16 protein-coding genes are annotated in these 16,504 nt (G+C 64.4%); 8 read left to right on the plus strand and 8 right to left on the minus strand.

The window, feature by feature from the left end; all coding sequences use genetic code 11:
• Nucleotides 1-82 precede the first annotated feature (82 nt).
• Together grpE and ACEN8I_RS09770 are read right to left on the minus strand one after the other, a co-directional pair.
• Nucleotides 83-643, minus strand: a complete 561-nt coding sequence (grpE, locus tag ACEN8I_RS09765; RefSeq protein WP_413328202.1) for a nucleotide exchange factor GrpE — start codon at nt 641-643, stop codon at nt 83-85.
• Nucleotides 644-929: 286 nt separating this feature from the next.
• Nucleotides 930-1,631 (minus strand): GntR family transcriptional regulator, encoded by a 702-nt coding sequence (locus ACEN8I_RS09770; RefSeq protein WP_413328203.1) that lies wholly within the window; start codon nt 1,629-1,631, stop codon nt 930-932.
• Between the two features lie 158 nt (nt 1,632-1,789).
• Here ACEN8I_RS09770 and ACEN8I_RS09775 point away from each other — a divergent pair, with 158 nt between their 5' ends.
• Nucleotides 1,790-2,824 (plus strand): Bug family tripartite tricarboxylate transporter substrate binding protein, encoded by a 1,035-nt coding sequence (locus ACEN8I_RS09775; protein ID WP_413328204.1) that lies wholly within the window; start codon nt 1,790-1,792, stop codon nt 2,822-2,824.
• Nucleotides 2,825-2,890: 66 nt separating this feature from the next.
• Here ACEN8I_RS09775 and ACEN8I_RS09780 read toward each other — a convergent pair whose 3' ends face one another.
• The 6 genes from ACEN8I_RS09780 to ACEN8I_RS09805 form a co-directional block, all read right to left on the minus strand.
• The gene (locus tag ACEN8I_RS09780) at nt 2,891-3,205 is read right to left on the minus strand and encodes a winged helix-turn-helix transcriptional regulator (protein ID WP_413328205.1); all 315 of its coding nucleotides are present in this window, start codon (nt 3,203-3,205) and stop codon (nt 2,891-2,893) included.
• Between the two features lie 146 nt (nt 3,206-3,351).
• Nucleotides 3,352-4,413, minus strand: a complete 1,062-nt coding sequence (locus tag ACEN8I_RS09785) for a Gfo/Idh/MocA family protein (protein ID WP_413328208.1) — start codon at nt 4,411-4,413, stop codon at nt 3,352-3,354.
• A gap of 27 nt (nt 4,414-4,440) precedes the next feature.
• Nucleotides 4,441-5,433 (minus strand): Bug family tripartite tricarboxylate transporter substrate binding protein, encoded by a 993-nt coding sequence (locus tag ACEN8I_RS09790; protein ID WP_413328209.1) that lies wholly within the window; start codon nt 5,431-5,433, stop codon nt 4,441-4,443.
• A gap of 80 nt (nt 5,434-5,513) precedes the next feature.
• A complete protein-coding gene (locus ACEN8I_RS09795; protein WP_007868596.1) occupies nt 5,514-6,503 on the minus strand; it encodes a sialic acid TRAP transporter substrate-binding protein SiaP in 990 nt (329 codons plus the stop codon).
• Between the two features lie 163 nt (nt 6,504-6,666).
• Entirely contained in the window at nt 6,667-8,043 is a 1,377-nt protein-coding gene (gene gudD / locus ACEN8I_RS09800) for a glucarate dehydratase (protein ID WP_413328210.1), read from the minus strand.
• Between the two features lie 64 nt (nt 8,044-8,107).
• Nucleotides 8,108-8,953 (minus strand): FadR/GntR family transcriptional regulator, encoded by an 846-nt coding sequence (locus tag ACEN8I_RS09805; protein ID WP_413328211.1) that lies wholly within the window; start codon nt 8,951-8,953, stop codon nt 8,108-8,110.
• Between the two features lie 154 nt (nt 8,954-9,107).
• Between ACEN8I_RS09805 and ACEN8I_RS09810 the strand changes: the two genes are divergently transcribed.
• The 7 genes from ACEN8I_RS09810 to ACEN8I_RS09840 all read left to right on the plus strand — a co-directional run bounded on the left by ACEN8I_RS09810 (nt 9,108) and on the right by ACEN8I_RS09840 (nt 16,499).
• Nucleotides 9,108-9,917, plus strand: a complete 810-nt coding sequence (locus ACEN8I_RS09810; protein ID WP_413328212.1) for an NAD-dependent epimerase/dehydratase family protein — start codon at nt 9,108-9,110, stop codon at nt 9,915-9,917.
• A 15-nt stretch (nt 9,918-9,932) separates the two neighbouring features.
• Nucleotides 9,933-10,826: an SMP-30/gluconolactonase/LRE family protein gene (locus ACEN8I_RS09815; RefSeq protein ID WP_413328214.1), complete on the plus strand. Its 894-nt coding sequence runs from the start codon at nt 9,933-9,935 to the stop codon at nt 10,824-10,826.
• 63 nt (nt 10,827-10,889) lie between these two features.
• Nucleotides 10,890-11,861 (plus strand): TRAP transporter substrate-binding protein, encoded by a 972-nt coding sequence (locus ACEN8I_RS09820; RefSeq protein ID WP_413328215.1) that lies wholly within the window; start codon nt 10,890-10,892, stop codon nt 11,859-11,861.
• A 103-nt stretch (nt 11,862-11,964) separates the two neighbouring features.
• The gene (locus ACEN8I_RS09825) at nt 11,965-12,453 is read left to right on the plus strand and encodes a TRAP transporter small permease (RefSeq protein WP_413328364.1); all 489 of its coding nucleotides are present in this window, start codon (nt 11,965-11,967) and stop codon (nt 12,451-12,453) included.
• Nucleotides 12,454-12,460: 7 nt separating this feature from the next.
• A complete protein-coding gene (locus tag ACEN8I_RS09830) occupies nt 12,461-13,759 on the plus strand; it encodes a TRAP transporter large permease (RefSeq protein WP_413328216.1) in 1,299 nt (432 codons plus the stop codon).
• Between the two features lie 14 nt (nt 13,760-13,773).
• Nucleotides 13,774-15,348 carry a galactarate dehydratase gene (gene garD, locus ACEN8I_RS09835; RefSeq protein ID WP_413328217.1) on the plus strand — a complete coding sequence of 525 codons (1,575 nt, stop codon included), beginning with the start codon at nt 13,774-13,776 and terminating at the stop codon, nt 15,346-15,348.
• Between the two features lie 47 nt (nt 15,349-15,395).
• Nucleotides 15,396-16,499, plus strand: a complete 1,104-nt coding sequence (locus ACEN8I_RS09840) for a lactonase family protein (RefSeq protein WP_413328218.1) — start codon at nt 15,396-15,398, stop codon at nt 16,497-16,499.
• Nucleotides 16,500-16,504 lie beyond the last annotated feature (5 nt).

Raw genomic sequence — 16,504 nt, forward strand, 5'->3', positions numbered from 1 at the left:
TGTGAATGACTATGTTGATAACTTGTGGGTAAGTTGATGGGCTTCAAGGGCCTCAACATGTTTTTGCATTCTTGTCGGGTGTTTATTTGGGGGCTGCCACCGTTACCAGCGCGGGGCGCAGTACGCGCTCGGCGATCAGATAGCCTTTTTGCAGCACGCTGACCACGGTGTTGGCTTCCTGGTCGGCCGGCACCATGCTGATGGCCTGGTGCTGGGCGGGGTCGAATTTGGTGCCGGCGGCGGGGTCGATGGCCACGACCTTGTTGCGCTCCAGCGCGCTCTTGAGCTGCTTGAGCGTGGCTTCGGCGCCTTCGCGGATCTGCTCGGGCGTGGCTTCCTTGATGGCCAGGCCGGCTTCCAGGCTGTCGGCCACCGGCAGCAGGCTTTCGGCAAAGCTTTCCAGCGCGAACTTGCGGGCCTTGGCCACGTCCTCATCGGCGCGGCGGCGGGCGTTTTCGGTCTCGGCCTTGGCGCGCAGGTAGCTGTCGGCCAGCTCGGTGTTTTTGGCCTGCAGCGTGGCGACTTCGGCCTGGGCCACGGTCAGCGCGTCAAACTCGTTGGCGGCCTGCGCCGCTTCCAGTTCTTCTGGGCTGGGTTCACCGCTAAGGTTTTGATTTTGTTCGGGTTGTGTGTTTTCAGACATGCGAGGCAACAGGGTTGGTGTTGGTAAGGTTCCCAACTGGGGATGGCAAAGCCCTTTTCAAGACAAGGGCTTCAGTTTTGGCTACGAAATTTTTGGCGGCTTGGGGCAGGGCGGCCGGATTGGCTTATGCGTCCTGGGCGAGAGGCAACTCCCACAGCTGGCGCGGTGTGCCGTGCCGGCCCGGCAGGGCGATCACGGCCGGGCCCACGGCGCAGCCATGGTCAGGATTGTAGAGGCTGCGGCTGCCCTGCCGGCGCCGGGAGGCGGGCGTTGGCGTCAAAAGCGCTCAGGCCGCCGCACGTTTTTGCAGGCGCGCCATGAGTTCGCGCTTGTTGTCCCGGCTGCGGTGGGCGTGCTCGCGCATCAGTGCCTCGGCGCGGGCGCCTTCGCCGGCCAGCAGGGCGGCCAGCACGTCCTCGTGGTCGCTCTGGGCGCGCTGGATGAAGCCGAACTCCAGCAGCGGCAGCGAGCCGTTCAGGCTCAGCGCGCCGGCGCCGGCCATCGGGGTTTTGCTGACGTGCGCGAGGGCCGAAACCAGCGTGCTGTTACCGGCGGCGTCCACCAGCGCGGCGTGAAAGCGTGCATTCATGGGTACCCAGCGTGCCGCGTCAATCACATGGCCGGCGGCTGCGGCCTTCTCCAGCAGCAGCCGGCCCTCGGCTATGCAGGCCTGTAGCTCCGCCTGGGTGTCGGGACTGATGCCGCGCTCGGCCGCCTGCCGCGCCGCCATGCCTTCGAGCACGCCGCGCACATCGACAGCGTTGGCGATTTCGTCCACACTGAACTGGCGCACGCGAAAGCCGCGCGTCGGCAGGCGTTCCAGCAGGCCTTCTTTTTCGAGCTCGCCGAGCGCGATGCGTATGGGCGTGCGCGACACGGCCAGCTGGGCGGAAAGCTCCAGCTCCACCATGCGTTCGCCGGGCGCTGCCTGGCCGCTGAGGATTCTTCGCCTCAATTCGTTGGTGGTGTAGTCGATCTGCGAGGACATGCGGGGATTTTGGTGGAAAAGTTCTTTAGATTATTGCATGCAAAAATACCGGAACTTAGGGTTAACTAGCTATTTGATGACAATATTGCGTGCAATAAAATAAGATCACTAAGAATTTTATGCGCCGTCCCGGTGCCTGCCTATCCCCTGGAGACACGATGAATTTGCCTCTCTGCCGTTTTCCCCATCGCCTGCCGCCGTCGGCTTTTTGGCTTCGCCACCTGCTGCTGACCTATACCGCCGCGATGGCCACGCTGGCCCTGCTGGCGCCTGCCGCCCATGCCCAGTCTGCTACGGCCTATCCCAATAAACCCATCAAGCTGATCGTGCCCTTTCCGGCCGGCGGCGGCGGCGATACGCTGGCGCGTCTGGTGATGCTGCGTGCCGCCAAGGAACTGGGCCAGCCCATCGTGGTGGAAAACCTGGGCGGCGCCGGCGGCAACGTGGGCAGCGCGGCCGCGGCCAAGGCGCCGGCCGACGGCTACACGCTGCTCTACGGCACCAACGGCACGCATGCCATCAACCACGCGATCTACAAGTCGCCGGGTTTCAGCGTGCGCGACTTCGAGCCGGTGAGCCAGCTCACCCGCATCGCGGCCATGGTGGTGGTGCGGCCCACGCTGCAGGTCAACTCCATGGCCGAGCTCACCAAACTGCTCAAGGCCAATCCGGGCAAATACACCTTCGGCTCGGCCGGCAATGGCACGACCTCGCACCTGGCCGGCGAAATCTACAAGTCGCGCGCGGGCCTGGCGGTGGTGCACATTCCCTACCGCGGCGGCGCGCAGGCCATGACCGACCTGATGGGCGGGCAGGTCGACATGATGATCGAGGTGATGCCCAATGCCGCGCCCCAGGCCAAGGGCGGCCGCGTCAAACCGCTGGCGGTGACCACGGCCACGCGCGTCGCGGGCTGGCCCGAGCTGCCCACCATCGCGGAGTCGGGCCTGGCCGGCTTCGACGTGAGCGCATGGGACGCGATTTTTGTGCCCGCCGGAACGCCGCGCCCCATCGTCAACAGGTTGAACGATGCGATCCACAAGGCGCTGGCTGATCCCGAGTTGCGCGCGCAATTGCAGTCGCGTGGCGCCGAGGTCGCGCCCGGCACGCCGGAAGAATTGGCCAAACACATCGCGAGCAGCATGACGCTGTGGGGTGATGCGGTGAAGCGTTCGGGCGCGGCAGTGGACTAGGGTTCGCGCAGCCATCCATAAAAAAAGCGACCTGACGGTCGCTTTTGTTTGTGGAACCGGCGAGGTTCAGGGTTTGGGTTTTTTGGCCTGGCTGAGCACCCATTTGCCGGCGAAGGCCTGCAGGTCGTTCAGGCGCTTGAGCAGGTCGGCGCCCAACGTGGTGACGATGTAGCCGTCGCTGCCATGGCTGATCAGGCCGGCCGCGCGCAATTCCTTGATGCGGGTGTTGAGGGTGTTGGGCGTGATGTTGCCGACGCTGTCCTGCAGCAGGCGAAAGGTCTGGGGATGGCCGTCTTTGAGCGCCCACAACACGCGCAATGCATAGCGTGCTTCCAGCAATTCAAGTAGCTGGCCTACCGCTGCATTTTCTTTGGCGCTCATCAGCTCATCTCCTCGGTCACAATCCGGTCACAGGTGGTCGTTAAGCAAAAAGCTTCTATTGTCGGGGCCAAATATAACGCAATTTCCTGACTGCTACGAGTTTTATAGCTGCACATGCCCGCCACGTCTGGACGACGGCCCCGCAGCTACATCATGGGAAGAATCGCTTGCGAATGCAAGGCCACCGCGACGCCGGATCGTGATGATTCCATGACGGCTTCTATCACTTGTTGCACACCCAGTGCGGAGCGTCCGGTGACGGCGGGCGCCGTGCCGGTTTTCACCGCGCGTATGAAATCCTGCAGCACGGTTTTGTGCGCGGCGTGGTCGAAGGCCATGGGGTCCGCGCCGCCGCCCGAGGCCTGGCGACCGCCCGCGCCCAGCGTCCTGCCGTCCTGGAAAGCGGCCCGCATCTCGCCGCCTTCGAGTGTCGCCGTGCCGCGCGTGAAGTTGAGTTCGATGCGCTCGGGAAAGCCGGGGTAGGCGGCCGTCGTGGCCTGCAGCACCGCCACCGCGCCGCTGTCGTAGTGCAGCAGCGCGGCGGCCGTGTCCTCGCCTTCCATGCGGTGCACGGCACTGGTGCCCGCCATGCCGGTCACGCGTGCCGGCATGCCGATGAAGTCCAGCAGCAGGTCCAGCGTGTGTATGGCCTGCGTGATCAGCACGCCGCCGCCGTCACGCGCCAGCGTGCCGCGCCCAGGCTCGTCGTAGTAACTCTGCGGCCGCCACCAGCGCACGGCTGCGCTGGCGCTTACCAGCTGCCCCAGCTCGCCCGACCTTATCAAGGCGCGCAGCGCCACCGCCGCTTCGCGCAGGCGGTGCTGCAGCATCACGGCCAGTGTGACGCCGGCCTGCTCGCAGCACTCGACCAGCGCGCTGGCGCGGTTCAGGTCTATCTCCAGCGGCTTTTCGACCAGCACGTGTTTGCCCGCGCGCGCGACGCGTTGCACGACCTCGAGGTGCGTGTTGGGCGGCGTCAGCACCAGCACGGCTTCAAGGTCGGCATCTTCGAGGATGTCCTCCAGCCGTGTGGTCTTGCGCGTGCCGGTAGGCACTTGCACACCCGCCAGCCGTTCGGCGCTGCGGCCATAGACGTAAACCAGCTCGGCTTCGCCGGCCAGGTCCTGTAGGCTGTGGAAATGCGGCGCGGACCCCAGGCCCGCGCCTATGACGGCGACGCGCAGCCGCCGGGAGGAAAGTGAGGGCATGGTTTTGTGGGGGCTGGGCCCGGCGCCTCAATCGGCGGTGATGCGGCGAGTCTCTATCAAGGTCTTCCAGCGCGCCCATTCGCGCAGCTGGAAAGCGGTGAACTCTTCGGGCGTGCTGGCGACGACCTCCAGCCCCTGGTCCAGCATGCGTTTTTTGAGTTCAGGGTCCTGCATGGCGGCGACCACCGCATCGCTGAGAGCCTTCTTGGTGGGGGCAGGCAAGCCTTTGGGCGCGGCCATGCCTTGCCACGAATAGACCTCGGCACCCTTCACGCCGGCCTCGGCCAGCGTGGGCACTTCGGGCAGCACGGGCGAGCGCTTGTCGCCTGTGACGGCAATGGCGCGCAGTTTGCCCGCGCGTATATGCGGCAACACGGCATTGACGTTCTGGAACGAGAAGTCGACCTGGTTGCCCAGCAGGTCGTTGACCGCCGGGGCGCCGCCCTTGTAGGGCACGTGCACGCCTTCAGTCTTGGTCTGCTGCCAGAAAAGTTCGGCCGAGAGATGGTCGGACGAACCATTGCCCGAACTTGCGAACGAGACCTTGCCCGGCGTCTTGCGCAGCAGCGCCAGCACATCGTCCAGGCTGCGTTCGGGCCGCGCGGCATTGGCGACCAGCACATTGGGCGCCTGCACCGGCACGCTGATGTAGTCGAAATCCTTGGTGGCGTCATAGGGCACGCCCTTGAGCAGGTGCGGCGCGACCACAAAAGCACCCAGCGAGGACACCAGCAGCGTATAGCCGTCGGCGGGCGCGCGCTTGACCTGGCCGGCGCCTATGGTGCCGGTGGCGCCCGGCCGGTTGTCGACCACAAAGCTGCCGCCCAGCCTGGCCTGCAGCTGCAGCGCGAGTGCGCGCGCCACCATGTCGGTGGAGCCGCCCGCGGGAAAGGGCACGACGATGACCACGGGCTTGGCCGAAGGCCATGCGCCTTGGGCCCAGGCGGGCAGTGCTGAAATTGCCAGCAGGGGCAAAGCGGCACCGGCAAGCGTGGACTGGATAAGGGAACGGCGTTTCATGCTGTCTCCTGAATGCGGGGCGGAAATGAATGCTGGGCGAGTGGGGGAGGGCCGCTTGCACGGCCCTCCCGCCGGCTTGCCTATTTGATGGCCTGGATGCGCTCGTACAGGCTCTTGGGCCAGGGCGCGTCGGCGGCGGTCAGCGAAGGCAGGACGGCGGCCGCGAAAGGCGCGCGGTCCACCTTGTTGACGGTCTTGCCCTTTTTCTCGAACTCGGCGACCAGGCGGTTTTCCGCATCGACGATGTCCTGGCTGGCGCGGCTGGAGGCTTCCCACAGCACCTGGTCGAAGATTTTCTTGTCGGCGTCGCTGAGCTTGGACCAGACCGAGCCCGAGACGGCGGTCACCAGCGATTCTGTGATGTGGCCCGTCAGCGTGATGTACTTCTGCACTTCATAAAACTTCTTGGCCTCTATCGTGGGCAGCGGGTTTTCCTGCGCATCGACGGTGCCGTTCTGCAGCGCCAGGTAGACCTCGGCAAAGGCGATGGGCGTGGGGTTGGCGCCCACTGCCTTGGGGAACATCACGAACAGCGGCGCATCGGGCACACGCAGCTTGAGGCCCTTCATGTCCTCGGGCTTGAAGATGACCTTGTTCGAGGTCATGTGGCGCAGGCCGTAATAGGTGTAGCCCGCGATGTGCTGGCCGCCGGTCTTGCTCGCATAACCCTGGGCCAGTTCCTGGAAGATGGGGCCGTTGCGGAAAGCCTGGAAGTGGTTGTAGTCACGGAACACAAAAGGCGCGGCGGCAATCGACAGCGGCGGGTAGGCGCGGCCGGCAAAGGCGGCACCGGTATAGATGATGTCCACGGTGCCCAGGGTCAGGCCCTGGTTGATCTCGGTTTCCTTGCCCAGCGACGAGGCCGGGAAGACCTCGACCACATAGCGGCCGTTGGTCTTCTTCTTGATTTCATCGGCGGCCCAGACGGCCTGCTTGTGAAAGGACTCGGACGTCTCGTAGACGTGCGCCCATTTGAGTTTGGTCTGGGCGGCCGCGCTGCCCGCGCCCAGCGTGCCGGCCAGGGCCAGCAAGGTCGCGCCCGCTAGGCTGCAGAGGGTTCTGCGTTTCATGTCTTGTCTCCTGATCGTTGTGTGTTGTGAGTGGGGTATCGCTGATGGAAAAAGGCGCCGGGGTATACCGCCCCCTGGCGCCCGACTGGGCTATGTCCACGCCCAATGACAAAAACAAAAAAAGACCTGCGGGAGCCTCTAACTTCCCGCAAGCCTGCCGTCCTTAGCGGACCATGCAGGGCATCTTGTTGTTGAAGGCCCAGCCCGGGATCAGGTATTGCATGGCCACGGCATCGTCGCGCGCGCCCAGGCCGTGCTTGAGGTAGAGCTGGTGGGCTTTTTCCACTTCAACCATGTCCAGTTCCACGCCCAGGCCGGGCTGCTTGGGCACCGCGACTTCGCCATTGACGATTTGCAGCGGCGCCTTGGTCAGGCGCTGGCCGTCCTGCCAGATCCAGTGCGTGTCGATCGCGGTGACCTTGCCCGGCGCGGCGGCGGCCACGTGCGTGAACATGGCCAGCGAAATGTCGAAGTGGTTGTTGGAGTGCGAGCCCCAGGTCAGCCCCCAGGTCTGGCAGACCTGCGCCACACGCACCGAACCCTGCATGGTCCAGAAGTGCGGGTCGGCCAGCGGGATGTCCACCGACTGCAGGTGAATGGTGTGCGAGAGCTCGCGCCAGTCGGTGGCAATCATGTTGGTGGCGGTGGGCAGGCCCGTGGCGCGACGGAACTCCGCCATCACTTCACGGCCCGAGAACACGCCTTCGGCGCCGCAGGGGTCTTCGGCGTAGGCCAGTTCCTTGTGGCGGTCCTTGCAGATGCGGATGGCGTCCTTGAGCAACCAGCCGCCATTCGGGTCCAGCGTGATGCGCGCGTCGGGGAAACGCTCGGACAGCGCGACGATGGCTTCCATCTCTTCCTCGCCGCGCAGCACGCCGCCCTTGAGCTTGAAGTCCTTGAAGCCGTAGCGTTTGTAGGCGGCTTCGGCCAGCGCGACGATGCCCTTGGCATCCATCGCGGCCTCATGGCGCAGGCGCAGCCAGTCGTCCTGCGCATCGGGTGCCGACGCGTAGGCCAGGTCGGTCTTCTTGCGGTCGGCGACGTAAAACAGGTAACCCAGCATGGCCACCGAGTCGCGCTGCTGGCCTTCGCCCAGCAGGGCCGCGACCGGCACACCCAGGAACTGGCCCAGCAGGTCGAGCAGGGCGCTTTCCACGGCGGTCACGGCGTGGATGGCCACGCGCAGGTCAAAGGTCTGGTTACCGCGGCCGCCGCTGTCGCGGTCGGCGAAGGCGGTGCGCAGCGTGTTGAGGATGCGGTTCCAGTCGCCTATCGACTGGCCTTCAATGAGCGGGGCTGCGTCGTTCAGGGTGTTACGTATCTTCTCGCCGCCCGGAACCTCGCCCACGCCGGTGCGGCCGGAGCTGTCGGTCAGGATCAGGATGTTGCGGGTGAAGAAGGGGCCGTGCGCGCCGCTCAGGTTCAGCAGCATGCTGTCCTGGCCGGCCACGGGAATCACCTGCACGCGGGTGATGCGGGGTGTTTGTGAGGCGGCGGGTGGGGAAACGGGAGAGGCTTGGGGGGCTTGGGAAGCGGGCATACCGGGCGTGTTGTAGTGGGTTGATAAAGCTGATTTATCAGTTATCGTACAACTCGCTGATTTTTTATGCAACCAGGTTTGTACCCAGGGGCTGGGTGGCCGGTGTGTCCGCGGGCTCCCCGGGCGGCTGCATGGTGTGCGCATTGTTGCCCCGGCGCAGCCGCTCGCGGCTGTTGGACAGGTGGGTGCGCATGGCGGCGCGCGCCGCCTCGGCGTCCTGGTTGCGGATGGCGTTGTAAATGCTTTCGTGCTCGCTGTTGACGCGTTGCAGGTAGTTGAAGCGGCCCTCGGGCGCGCTGTGCGCCGTGTTCACGCGGGTGCGCGGGATGATCATGGTGCCCAGGTAGGTCATCAGGTCGGCAAAGTGCCGGTTGCCGGTCGAGCGGGCCACTTCCATGTGGAACTGGAAGTCGGGCGGCACCGCGTCGGAGTCCAGGCTGATGGAGTCGTGGAAGGCGCGCAGGGCGGCCTCCATGGCCTTGAGGTTTTCCGGCGTTCGCCTCTGGGCGGCCAGGCCCGCGGCCTCGGTTTCCAGGCTGATGCGCAGCTCCAGCACCGAGATCACGTCGGCCACGGTGGCGAAGTCTTCGGCCGTGATTTTGAAGTTGCCGGCGTTCTGCGGCTGCAGCACAAAAGTGCCTATGCCGTGCCGGGTCTCCACCAGGCCAGAGGCCTGCAGCTTGGACAGCGACTCGCGCACCACGGTGCGGCTGACGTCGAAGCGGGCCATGATTTCGGCTTCGGTGGGCAGTTTCTCGCCGGGCTGAAGGCGGCCCTCGCGGATGCTGCTGGCCAGGCTTTCAACGATCTCGCCCACCAGCCCGCGAGGCCTGCGCACGCGCGGCAGCTCCTCGTGAAAGGCAGGCGTAAGGCCTGCTTCCGGGCGACTAGGGGTTTTCCTTGAGTCCATTAAAAAACCATTGACAAGCTAGGGGGCGAAACCGAGAATTCTTAGTCATCAGACAACCTATGACTGATGCACTTGTAGCTTGACTTTAACAAACTCCGAAAAAAAGTCCAGTGTTTGTCGGCGTTTATCGCGACACCGGACCCGGACGTAAAAAATGACCACCAAAGTTCATGAAAAGCTGTTGTTGACCGGCGCGGCCGGCGGTTTGGGCAAGGCCTTGCGCGAGCGCCTGAAGGCCAATTGCTCGGTGCTGCGCCTGTCGGACGTCCAGCCTTTCGGCGCCGCCGCAGCCGGCGAAGAAGTCGTCCTGGCCGATCTGGCCGATTCCGCCGCGGTGCACACCATGGTCCAGGGCGTGGATGCCATTGTCCATCTGGGCGGCGTGTCGGTGGAGGGGCCTTTCGGTCCCATCCTGCAGGCCAATATCCTGGGCGCCTATAACTTATATGAAGCGGCGCGCAAGAACGGCGTCAAGCGCATCGTCTTTGCCAGCTCCAACCACGTCACCGGCTTTTACCGCCAGGACCAGACCATCAACGCCGATCACCCGCCGCGCCCCGACGGCCTGTACGGCCTGAGCAAGGCCTTCGGCGAAGACCTGTCGCGCCTGTATTTCGACCGCTACGGCATTGAAACCGCCTGCGTGCGCATAGGTTCATCCTTCGCCGAACCCAAGGACCGCCGCATGCTGGCCACCTGGCTGAGCTTTGACGACCTGCACCGCCTGATCACCGCCTGCCTCACCACGCCGGTGCTGGGCCACAGCATCGTGTTCGGCATGTCCGACAACGCCGTGACCTGGTGGGACAACAGCCGCGCCCGCCACATCGGCTATGTGCCCAAGGACAGCTCCGACATCTTCCGCGAGGCTATTTACGCCCGCACGCCCGCGCCCGACCTGAAGGATCCGGTGGCCCAGTACCAGGGCGGCGGCTTTGTCGTGGCAGGCCCTTTCGGCGACTGAGCGGCAGGCACGGGCATGAGCGAATTGCAAGTTGAACTGGTTCTGGACGCGCGCAACGGCGTGGGCGAAAGCCCGGTCTGGGACGCTGCCGAACAGGCGCTGTACTGGGTCGACATCCCGGCGCGCCGGCTGTGCCGCTGGAGCGTGGCCGATGCCGCGCTGACCGAGTGGCTGGCCCCTGAAATGCCTGCCTGCATCGCCCGCCTGGGCAACACGCGGGACTGGATCGCCGGTGCCGAGAGCGGCGTGTTCCGCCTGAGCCCCGGCGCCGGCGGCCAGCTGGGTTTTCAGCGGCTTGCCGGCGTGACCCATGCGCAGGCCGGCATGCGTTTTAACGACGGCCGCTGCGACCGGCAGGGGCGCTTCCTGGCCGGCACCATGCAGATGAACATGGCCGCCGGCGCGCGCGTCGGCAGCATTTACAGCTACCAGGGCGACGGCCTCAAAGTGCTGCTGGAGGGTTTCATCACGCCCAACGGCATGGCCTTCAGCCCCGACGGCCGCACCATGTACTTGTCCGATTCGCATCCGTCGGTGCAGTCGGTCTGGGCCTTCGACTACGACACCGCAACCGGCATGCCGTCGAACCGCCGCCTTTTCATCGACATGAACCCGCTGCCCGGGCGGCCCGACGGCGCGGCCGTCGACGCCGACGGCTGCTACTGGATCTGCGGCAACGACGCGGGCCTGGTTCATCGCTTCACGCCCGCCGGCAAGCTGGACCGCTCGCTGGCCGTTCCCGTGAAGAAGCCCGCCATGTGCGCCTTCGGCGGCGCCGGGCTTGACACCCTGTTCGTGACATCGATACGCCCCGAAGGTGTCGATCTCTCTGACCAGCCGCTGGCCGGTGGTGTGTTCGCGTTGCGCCCCGGCGTGCGCGGGCTGCCCGAAACCGCGTGCCTGTATTAAAAAAAATTCCCGCGACCCTTTTCCCGCTACCTGCTTTCCACCACCAACCTTAGAGGATGAGACATGAAGATTAAAAAAACACTGTTCGCCGTCGCCGCCGCGCTGGCCATGGCGCCGCTGGCCGGCTTCGCCACGGAATTCCGTTCTTCGGATATTCACCCTGACGGCTACCCCACGGTGGAAGCCGTGAAATTCATGGGCGAGCGGCTCAAAGTGCTGACCAACGGCAAGCACAGCATCAAGGTGTTCAACAACAGCGCGCTGGGCAGCGAGAAGGACACGATCGAGCAGACCAAGATCGGCGCCCTGGCGATGACGCGCGTGAACATCGCGCCGATGAACAACATCTGCCCTGAAACGCAGGTGCCGACCATGCCTTTCCTGTTCCGTTCCAAGGAACACATGCGCCACGTGCTTGACGGCCCTATCGGCGAGCAGATCCTGGCTTCGTGCGCACCCCAGGGCTTTATCGGCCTGGCGTACTACGACAGCGGCGCGCGCAATCTGTACACGGTCAAAAAGCCCGTTCGCTCGCTTGCCGACGCGAAAGGCCTGAAAGTGCGCGTCCAGCAGTCGGACCTCTGGGTCTCCTTGCTCGAAGCCATGGGCGCCAACGCGACACCCATGCCCTTTGGCGAGGTCTACACCGCGCTGAAGACGGGCCTGGTTGACGCCGCCGAAAACAACTACCCCTCGTATGAAAGCTCGCGCCATTTTGAAGTGGCCAAGTTTTACTCCATCACCGAGCATTCGATGGCGCCCGAGATGCTGCTGTTCTCCAAGCGCACCTGGGACGGCCTGAGCGCGGATGACCAGAAGGCCATCCGCCAGGCGGCCAAGGAATCGGTGCCCTACATGCGCAAACTGTGGGACGAGCGCGAAGAAAAATCGCTGGCCACCGTCAAGGCTGGTGGCGCCGAGATCATCCAGGTCGACAAGGTGTCTTTCCAGAACGCCATGAAGCCTGTTTATGACAAGTTCATCACCGACGCGGCGCTCAAGGGCCTCGTCAAACGGATCCAGGACACCAAGTAAGCCCTGATCCCGCGCCGGCCCGTTTGCGGCCGGCGCGTTTTACGGCAATTCCTGCCGCTTGGAAAAATTTCACTGGGGCGGCCTTTACCTCCGCACTTTATTTATGTACACAAAAATTTGTCGCCGGCTCGCCCGGACTTGCATGTGGCTGGGCATTTTCGGCCTTGTGGCGGTGATTTGCGCCGTCAGCTGGCAGGTCTTCGGCCGTTATGTCCTGAACAACACCCCCACCTGGGCGGAGAGCCTGGCCTTGCTGCTGGTGCTGTATGTCACGATGCTCGGCACGGCTGTGGGCGTTCGTGATGCCGGCCACATCGGGCTGGAATCTTTTCTGGTTCTCGCACCGGAAAACATTCGCCTGAAGATGGAATACCTGATCCACGCGCTGGTGTTGCTGTTCGGCGCGGCCATGGCCTACAACTGCGCCTCGCTGGCCCAGTCCGTATGGAGCTATCGCTTGCCCACCCTGTGGATTTCCGAGGGATGGCGCTATGTTCCCGCAACCATTGCGGGCGTTCTCATTGTGATGTTCTCCATCGAGCACATCATCGCGCTCGCCAAGGGCGAAGAAGTCGAACCAGCCTGGGGCTAAAAAAATCATGACTATCCCATTGTTGATACTTTGTATTTCCTTCACGCTCTTTCTTTTGCTGGGCGTGCCGGTAGCGTTTTCCATCGGCCTGTCCGCGCTGGCCACGCTGCTGTACGAAGGCCTGCCGCTGGCGGTTGGCTTCCAGCAGATGACCTCGGGCATGGGCATCTTTTCCTTTCTCGCGATTCCGTTTTTCATCTTCGCCGGTGAGCTGATGTTGTACGGCGGCATCGCCGACCGCATCGTCAACCTGGCGCGCAACCTGGTGGGCCATGTGCGCGGCGGCCTGGGCATGTCCAACGTCGTGGCCTGCACGCTGTTCGGCGGCGTTTCCGGCTCCCCTGTTGCGGACGTGTCCGCCATGGGCGCCGTGATGATCCCGATGATGAAAAAAGAGGGCTACCACGCGGACTACGCGGTCAACGTGACCACGCATGCCGCACTGGTGGGCGCCCTGATGCCGACCAGCCACAACCTGATCATTTATTCGCTGGCTGCCGGCGGCAAGGTTTCCATTGCCGCGCTGATCCTGGCAGCCCTGCTGCCCGCTGCCATCCTGACCATCTGCAACCTGGCGGCGGCCTATCTGGTCGCCGTGAAACGCGGTTATCCGGCCGGCAGTTTCCCGGGATGGGAGATTGTCTGGCGTTCGCTCGCCGCGGCACTGCCGGGCCTGATGATCGTCGTGCTGATTCTCGGCGGCATTTTGTCGGGTATCTTCACCGCCACCGAATCGGCCGCCGTTGCGGTGCTGTATGCGCTGGCGCTGACCATCTTCGTCTACCGCACGCTCAAGTGGGAACACTTCATCAAGGCCGCCTCCAAGGCCGTCAAGACCACCGGTGTCATCCTGCTGCTGATCGGTATTTCCAGCACCTTCGGTTACCTCATCAGCCTGTACGGTGTGGCCGAGCTGACGGGCCAGATGCTGTCCCAAATCAGCAGCACGCCCTGGGTGATCTTCCTGTTGATCAACATCATCCTGTTCGTGTTGGGCACCTTCCTGGACATGGCCGCCACCATCCTGCTGTGCACGCCGATTTTCCTGCCGATTGCCCAGCACTACGGTATGAGCTCGGTGCAGTTCGGCATCGTGATGCTGATCAACTGCGCGCTGGGCCTGAACACGCCGCCAGTGGGCACCACCCAGTTCGTGGGTTGCGCCATAGGCGGGGTGTCCGTGGGCACGGTGATGCGCACCATCTGGCCTTTCTACGGCGCGCTGATTTTTGCGCTGGCACTGGTCACGTTTGTTCCGGCCTTCTCCATGTGGCTGCCCAGCCTCTACATGACGGTCGGTCAGTAAGGAAATCGCACGCCATGGCCGCACCGCTTCACATCCGCATGCATCCTCGCGACAACGTCGCGATCGTCGCCAACGACGGCGGCCTGCCCGAGGGCAGCGTTTTTGAGGGCGGCCTGCGGCTGGTGGAGCGTGTGCCCCAGGGCCACAAGGTCGCGCTGGTGGACCTGCCCAAGGGCACGGCGGTGCTACGCTACAACGTGCCCATAGGCTACGCGCTCAAAGACATCCCGGCAGGCAGCTGGGTGCATGAGCGACTGCTGCAGATGCCCGACGCGCGCACGCTGGACAATCTGCCCAAAGCCACGGTGCGGCCCGAGCCGCTGCCGGCGCTGGAAGGCTATACCTTCGAGGGCTTTCGCAACCCGGACGGCTCGGTCGGCAGCCGCAACATCCTGGCCGTCACCACCACGGTGCAGTGCGTGGCCGGCGTGGTGGACTTCGCCGTCCAGCGCATCAAGGCCGAGCTGCTGCCGCGTTTCCCCAATGTCGACGACGTGGTGGGGCTGGAGCACACCTACGGCTGCGGCGTGGCGATTGATGCGCCCGACGCCATCATCCCCATCCGCACCCTGCGCAACATCAGCCTGAACCCGAACTTCGGCGGCGAGGTCATGGTGGTGAGCCTGGGCTGCGAGAAGCTGCAGCCCGAGCGCCTGCTGCCGCCGGGCAGCATACAGATCGTCGACGAGCGTAATGTGGCCGACGTGGGCACCAGCGCCGAAGCCAAGCTGGACGTGGTCTGCCTGCAGTCCGAGAACCATATCGGCTTTATGTCCATGATTGATTCGATCATGGAAACCGCCTTGCTGCACCTGGAGCGGCTCAATGCGCGCAGGCGCGAGACGGTGCCCGCCAGCGAGCTGGTGGTCGGCGTGCAGTGCGGCGGCAGCGACGCGTTTTCCGGCGTAACCGCGAACCCTGCAGTGGGCTTTGCCACCGACCTGCTGGTGCGGGCCGGCGCGACGGTGATGTTCTCCGAGACCACTGAAGTGCGCGACGGCATAGACCAGCTGACCTCGCGGGCCAGCACACCGGAAGTGGCCGAGGCCATGATCCGTGAAATGGCCTGGTACGACGCCTACCTCAAAAAAGGGCAGGTGGATCGCAGCGCCAACACCACGCCGGGCAACAAAAAAGGCGGACTTTCCAACATTGTTGAAAAAGCCATGGGTTCCATTGTGAAATCGGGCAGTGCGCCCATCAGCGGCGTGCTCTCGCCCGGCGAGAAGGTCAAACAAAAAGGCCTGATCTACGCCGCAACGCCCGCCAGCGACTTTATCTGCGGCACGCTGCAGTTGGCCGCGGGCATCAACATCCATGTGTTCACCACAGGCCGCGGCACGCCTTACGGCCTGGCAGAAGTGCCGGTCATCAAGGTGGCCACGCGCAGCGACCTGGCGCGGCGCTGGCACGACCTGATGGACATCAATGCCGGGCGCATCGCCGACGGTGACGCCACGATTGAAGAGGTCGGCTGGGAGCTGTTCCGCTTCATGCTGGACGTGGCCAGCGGGCGCAAAAAAACCTGGGCCGAGCACTGGAAGCTGCACAACGCGCTGGTGCTGTTCAACCCGGCGCCCATCACCTGAGCTTGAACCTGAACCGCATCCACAACACAAACAGAAGGAGACAGACCATGGTCATCATTCCATCCGGCTTGCGCGTGCTGGGCCCGGCCTTTCGGCCGCTGGTAGCGGCATGTTTTGCGCTAGCGGCCGGCGCGGCTTCGGCCGCTACCTGGGTCTATGTGTCAAACGCCGACAGCCAGGAGATCTCGGTGCTCGAGCTGGACCGCGCCCAGGGCACGCTCAAGCCGGTGGAAACCGTGAACGTGGGCGGCACTGTGATGCCCATGGCCGTGAGCCCGGACAAGCGTTTTCTGTATGCGGCACTGCGCTCGCAGCCTTTCCGTGCCGTCAGCTTCGCCATCGACGGCGCCAGCGGCAAGCTTCGCAAGCTGGGCGAGGCGCCCCTGGCCGACAGCATGGCCAACATCGATACCGACCTGACGGGCCGTTGGCTTTTCGCGGCGTCCTATCCCGGCCACAAGATCACCGTCAACGCCATCGACAAAGAGGGGAAGGTAGGCGCCATCCAGCAGCTGATTCCCGGGATCGCCAATGCGCACGCCATCCACGCGGACTCGGCCAACCGCTTTGTGCTGGCCACCAGCCTGGGCAACGACAACGTCTCGAGCTGGCGCTTTGATGCCGCTACCGGCGTGCTCTCCTCCAACGACCCGGCGCTGACCACCAGCGCTGCAAAATCCGGCCCGCGCCATTTTGTCTGGGACAAGACACAACGTTTCGTTTACCTGCTGGACGAACTGGACGCGCAACTCCATGTGTTCGCCTGGGACGGCGCGCGCGGCACGCTCAAGCTGCTGCAGACCCGTACAACGCTGCCGGCCGGCTTCACCGATAAGCCCTGGGCCGCCGACCTGCACCTTACGCCCGACGGCCGCTACCTTTATGCATCGGAGCGCACCTCCAGCACGCTGTCGGCATTTCGTGTCGACGCCGCCACCGGCCTGCTGGAGCCTCTAGGCCAGACGCCCACCGAAAAGACTCCGCGCGGTTTCGCCATCGATGCGCAGGGACGCTACCTGATCGCGGCGGGCCAGGACTCGCACAGCGTGTCGGTGTACGCCATTGATGGCGCGACCGGCGCGCTGGGCGCGCCCAAGCGCCTGCCCGTCGGCAAGAACCCGAACTGGATTGAAATTGTCGAGATGCCCTGAGCGCG

This window comes from Polaromonas sp. CT11-55 (assembly GCF_047303325.1).
Lineage (GTDB): Bacteria > Pseudomonadota > Gammaproteobacteria > Burkholderiales > Burkholderiaceae_C > Polaromonas.

Excerpts from the sequence above, each read along its gene's own strand:
- ACEN8I_RS09775 (WP_413328204.1), top strand. The coding sequence starts at position 1,790 with ATGAATTTGCCTCTCTGCCGTTTTCCCCATCGCCTGCCGCCGTCGGCT.
- ACEN8I_RS09830 (WP_413328216.1), top strand. The coding sequence starts at position 12,461 with ATGACTATCCCATTGTTGATACTTTGTATTTCCTTCACGCTCTTTCTT.
- ACEN8I_RS09805 (WP_413328211.1), bottom strand. The coding sequence starts at position 8,953 with ATGGACTCAAGGAAAACCCCTAGTCGCCCGGAAGCAGGCCTTACGCCT.
- ACEN8I_RS09780 (WP_413328205.1), bottom strand. The coding sequence starts at position 3,205 with ATGAGCGCCAAAGAAAATGCAGCGGTAGGCCAGCTACTTGAATTGCTG.
- gudD (WP_413328210.1), bottom strand. The coding sequence starts at position 8,043 with ATGCCCGCTTCCCAAGCCCCCCAAGCCTCTCCCGTTTCCCCACCCGCC.
- ACEN8I_RS09825 (WP_413328364.1), top strand. The coding sequence starts at position 11,965 with ATGTACACAAAAATTTGTCGCCGGCTCGCCCGGACTTGCATGTGGCTG.
- ACEN8I_RS09770 (WP_413328203.1), bottom strand. The coding sequence starts at position 1,631 with ATGTCCTCGCAGATCGACTACACCACCAACGAATTGAGGCGAAGAATC.
- ACEN8I_RS09820 (WP_413328215.1), top strand. The coding sequence starts at position 10,890 with ATGAAGATTAAAAAAACACTGTTCGCCGTCGCCGCCGCGCTGGCCATG.
- grpE (WP_413328202.1), bottom strand. The coding sequence starts at position 643 with ATGTCTGAAAACACACAACCCGAACAAAATCAAAACCTTAGCGGTGAA.
- ACEN8I_RS09810 (WP_413328212.1), top strand. The coding sequence starts at position 9,108 with ATGACCACCAAAGTTCATGAAAAGCTGTTGTTGACCGGCGCGGCCGGC.
- ACEN8I_RS09815 (WP_413328214.1), top strand. The coding sequence starts at position 9,933 with ATGAGCGAATTGCAAGTTGAACTGGTTCTGGACGCGCGCAACGGCGTG.
- garD (WP_413328217.1), top strand. The coding sequence starts at position 13,774 with ATGGCCGCACCGCTTCACATCCGCATGCATCCTCGCGACAACGTCGCG.
- ACEN8I_RS09840 (WP_413328218.1), top strand. The coding sequence starts at position 15,396 with ATGGTCATCATTCCATCCGGCTTGCGCGTGCTGGGCCCGGCCTTTCGG.
- ACEN8I_RS09790 (WP_413328209.1), bottom strand. The coding sequence starts at position 5,433 with ATGAAACGCCGTTCCCTTATCCAGTCCACGCTTGCCGGTGCCGCTTTG.
- ACEN8I_RS09795 (WP_007868596.1), bottom strand. The coding sequence starts at position 6,503 with ATGAAACGCAGAACCCTCTGCAGCCTAGCGGGCGCGACCTTGCTGGCC.
- ACEN8I_RS09785 (WP_413328208.1), bottom strand. The coding sequence starts at position 4,413 with ATGCCCTCACTTTCCTCCCGGCGGCTGCGCGTCGCCGTCATAGGCGCG.